Annotated in this window: 5 protein-coding genes; all 5 read right to left on the bottom strand. The window is 39.0% G+C overall.

The annotated features are described in order from the left end of the window. Window positions 1–282: GT-D fold domain-containing glycosyltransferase (locus Q1553_RS07715; RefSeq protein WP_300842885.1), on the bottom strand; the 282-nt coding region annotated here is incomplete at its 3' end. 62 nt (window positions 283–344) lie between these two features. Then, the gene (locus Q1553_RS07710) at window positions 345–527 is read right to left on the bottom strand and encodes a hypothetical protein (protein ID WP_300842884.1); all 183 of its coding nucleotides are present in this window, start codon (window positions 525–527) and stop codon (window positions 345–347) included. Beyond that, complete coding sequence (locus Q1553_RS07705; protein WP_300842883.1) at window positions 500–949, bottom strand: alpha-1,2-fucosyltransferase; 450 nt, start codon at window positions 947–949, stop codon at window positions 500–502. The genes Q1553_RS07710 and Q1553_RS07705 overlap by 28 nt, the downstream gene beginning before the upstream one ends. A 16-nt stretch (window positions 950–965) precedes the next feature. Further along, on the bottom strand, window positions 966–2,057 hold the full coding sequence (locus Q1553_RS07700) for a DegT/DnrJ/EryC1/StrS family aminotransferase (protein ID WP_300842882.1): 1,092 nt from the start codon (window positions 2,055–2,057) through the stop codon (window positions 966–968). Next, window positions 2,041–2,911 (bottom strand): alpha-1,2-fucosyltransferase (locus Q1553_RS07695; RefSeq protein ID WP_300842881.1); only part of this gene is annotated, 871 nt, incomplete at its 5' end. The genes Q1553_RS07695 and Q1553_RS07700, both read right to left, overlap by 17 nt.

The raw sequence follows: 2,911 nt of genomic DNA, 5'->3' as shown, positions 1-2,911 counted from the left end.
GAGGAGATTCTCATCTTGTGAGGTAATAGCTTCTTGCAAAGTTTGAGCAAGATATTTATCATATTCTTGAAAGGGTATGCTTTTACCCTCCATAATATCATATTCACCATCGCCAAAACGAATAAAGCTTTTTTGAGATTGTAATAAAATTTCCAAAGTCTCAAAGCTATCTTTCACAATAGGCGGTGCGATTTTATCAAAGTCATTTTTGATTTCATCGCGCAATACTGCTGCAAAATTTTGGAAATTTAAAGGAGATAAGTTATGCAGCCTTATCTCCATTTCTTTTAAATTATATCTTGCCAGATACCTTATATTTCTCACAAAAGTCTTAAGGGAATACTTCATAATGCCCCCTCTTTTGTTTGAATCTTAATCCAATCCTCGCAAATAATCTCATCATTTCCTAATAGCCAAGAGTGCGTGCAATAATCACCTTTTCGTATATGAATAAAACAACTATTTTTAGCTTGGAGAATCTGCTCTAATTTATGTTTATTTATTTCGCTTTTAATGGGGGGGGGCATAATATCTCCTTTATGTGAGAGGATATATTTTTAAAATAAAGTGGATTTTGAAACCAACCATAAAAATATGTAAAAGAATTTGGCTTTAAATACTCTGGTATGTATTTATCATAAGTAGCACAACTATTCGTAGCTCTAGGATAGCCTATGCGCTTTAGAATACTTCTTATTATTTTAGGTTTGCTTTCAAAATACCTGATTTTTTCCTTAGCATAGGCGATTTGTTCTTGTGTCGCATAAGGCAAATCAATATTGAAAATATCTAAACTAAAGGGAATAGAATGCTTTTTCCCCTCTACTTCAAACCAAGTTTTATCAAGCAAAATAGGCATTTGCAAATGATGCTCTAAACTCTTAGCAAAGGCATATTGAAACATTTGATTGCCTAAGCCACAGGTAAGTTCTACGATTTTATATTGCATTTTATCTCCTTAGATTCTATTCTTTAAACGCATTCACAGCATCTATCACTATGCCTACTTGCTCATCGCTCATCACAGGACTTATAGGCAAGGATAGCACTTCTTTGTGAATACGCTCGGTAATGGGCAGATTCAAATGATTATATTGCTTGTAAGCCTGCTGCTTGTGCGGTGGGATAGGATAATGGATAAGCGTTTGGATTCCACTCTGACTCAAATGCTCTTGCAAACGCGCGCGATTTTTCGTGCGCACGACAAAGAGATGCCACACCGCCCCCTCCTCACTTTGAACCTGTGGGAGGATAATACGCTCGTTTTGAATCTGCTCTCTATAAACTCTCGCAATCTCTTGTCGCCGCTTATTATCCTCATCAAGGATTTTAAGTTTGAGGCGCAAAAATGCCGCTTGGACTTCATCAAGCCTAGAATTTAGCCCTGCATAGAGGTTTTCATATTTGATATGTGAGCCATAATTCCCTAATGCGCGGATTCTCTGTGCCAAAGCTTCATCATTTGTAACCACACAGCCACCATCGCCTAATGCACCTAAATTCTTACCCGGAAAAAATGAGAATCCACTCACATCGCCCAAACTCCCTACTCTCTTGCCTTGATAGATTGCGCCATGCGCTTGTGCAGAATCTTCTATAATTTTTAAACCATATTTTTGCGCTAAATCCCAAACTTTCTGCATTTCCACCGCCTGTCCATACAAATGCACGACAAGAATTGCTTTAGTTTTTGGTGTGATACGCTCCTCAATCAAATCCACATCAATATTATAAGTCTTTAAGCTTGGTTCTACAAGCACAGGTGTGCAGCCATTATCAGTGATTGCCAAAATGGAAGCAATATAGGTATTTGCAGGGACGATAATCTCATCGCCCACGCCAAATCCAAATGCTTTAATACTAAGTCGCAAAGCGTCCAAACCATTTGCACAACCTACACAATAATTTGTCCCACAATACGCGCTAAACTCACGCTCAAAGGCTTTGCCTTGCTCGCCCAAAACATACCAACCACTCTCTAGCACTTCGCAAAAAGCAGATTCCATCTCTGCACTCAATCTTTGATTTATTGCTTTGACATCAAGAAAGGGAACCATTTGCAAACCTTTTTACCTTAAACTTTTCAAGCACTTGCATTATCTTTCTCCTTATATAAGCGCGAATTAAGCGGCGCATTTCTTTTGAGCTGGGAGACAAGTGGGGGGGGGCAGAATATACTAAAGGTAAGTGTTGCACACTCTCTCCCCAATTCACGCACATTACATTTTCTACCTCTTTAAAAATATTACGATAGCGAGGGGTAATCAAAAGCGGATTGTGAGGGGAAAGAATCTTCGCATATCCTCCCATACCTCCGTGTGAGCCGATGATATTGCGACACCGACTTAAAAGATACAAATCCAAATAGCCCTGACTTGGGTTATTCACATCGCAGATTCTATAAGTTTTGCCCTTAAGCAGTGGGACAATCTGCTCTTTGACAAAAGCTAAATCATCGCTGAAGAGATAAAAGCTACTTTGCGGGTGCAAAAGGCGCATTAGCTCTATGCTTTTGGCAAAATACTCATTGCTCGTGGGATTGCCATAAGCAATATGAGGCTGGGATAAATCCCCTCGCCTGATATGCACCCCACAAGGAGAGGGAGAAGATTCTATCTCTTGGAGCAATGCGGCAAAAGGTGTGTTGCCCTCTTGTAATTCTTGTGGCTTAAAATACTCTCTTAAAAGCCCAGCATAACGCGTATCAAACACTCTACCTAAATATCCTCCAACATAAAGCGGGGGCTGACACATAATCACATCATTATCATCTACAAAATAATGTTTTCTATAATGAGCCACTTCTTCTTTGTTTGCAATTTTTAGAGACAACGCAGGAAAGGCTTTAGGAATATCAAAGCTCACATCATAAACTTTATCATAACTTTTACTTGGATTGAAGAACCCTTTG

Source organism: Helicobacter sp. UBA3407 (genome assembly GCF_949747025.1).
GTDB classification, from domain to species: Bacteria; Campylobacterota; Campylobacteria; order Campylobacterales; family Helicobacteraceae; genus Helicobacter_D; species Helicobacter_D ganmani.
The sequence above is the reverse complement of the archived record's forward strand: the minus strand, read 5'-3'. Positions and strand labels throughout refer to the sequence as shown.

Excerpts from the sequence above, each read along its gene's own strand:
- Q1553_RS07710 (WP_300842884.1), bottom strand. The coding sequence starts at position 527 with ATGCCCCCCCCCATTAAAAGCGAAATAAATAAACATAAATTAGAGCAG.
- Q1553_RS07705 (WP_300842883.1), bottom strand. The coding sequence starts at position 949 with ATGCAATATAAAATCGTAGAACTTACCTGTGGCTTAGGCAATCAAATG.
- Q1553_RS07700 (WP_300842882.1), bottom strand. The coding sequence starts at position 2,057 with ATGGTTCCCTTTCTTGATGTCAAAGCAATAAATCAAAGATTGAGTGCA.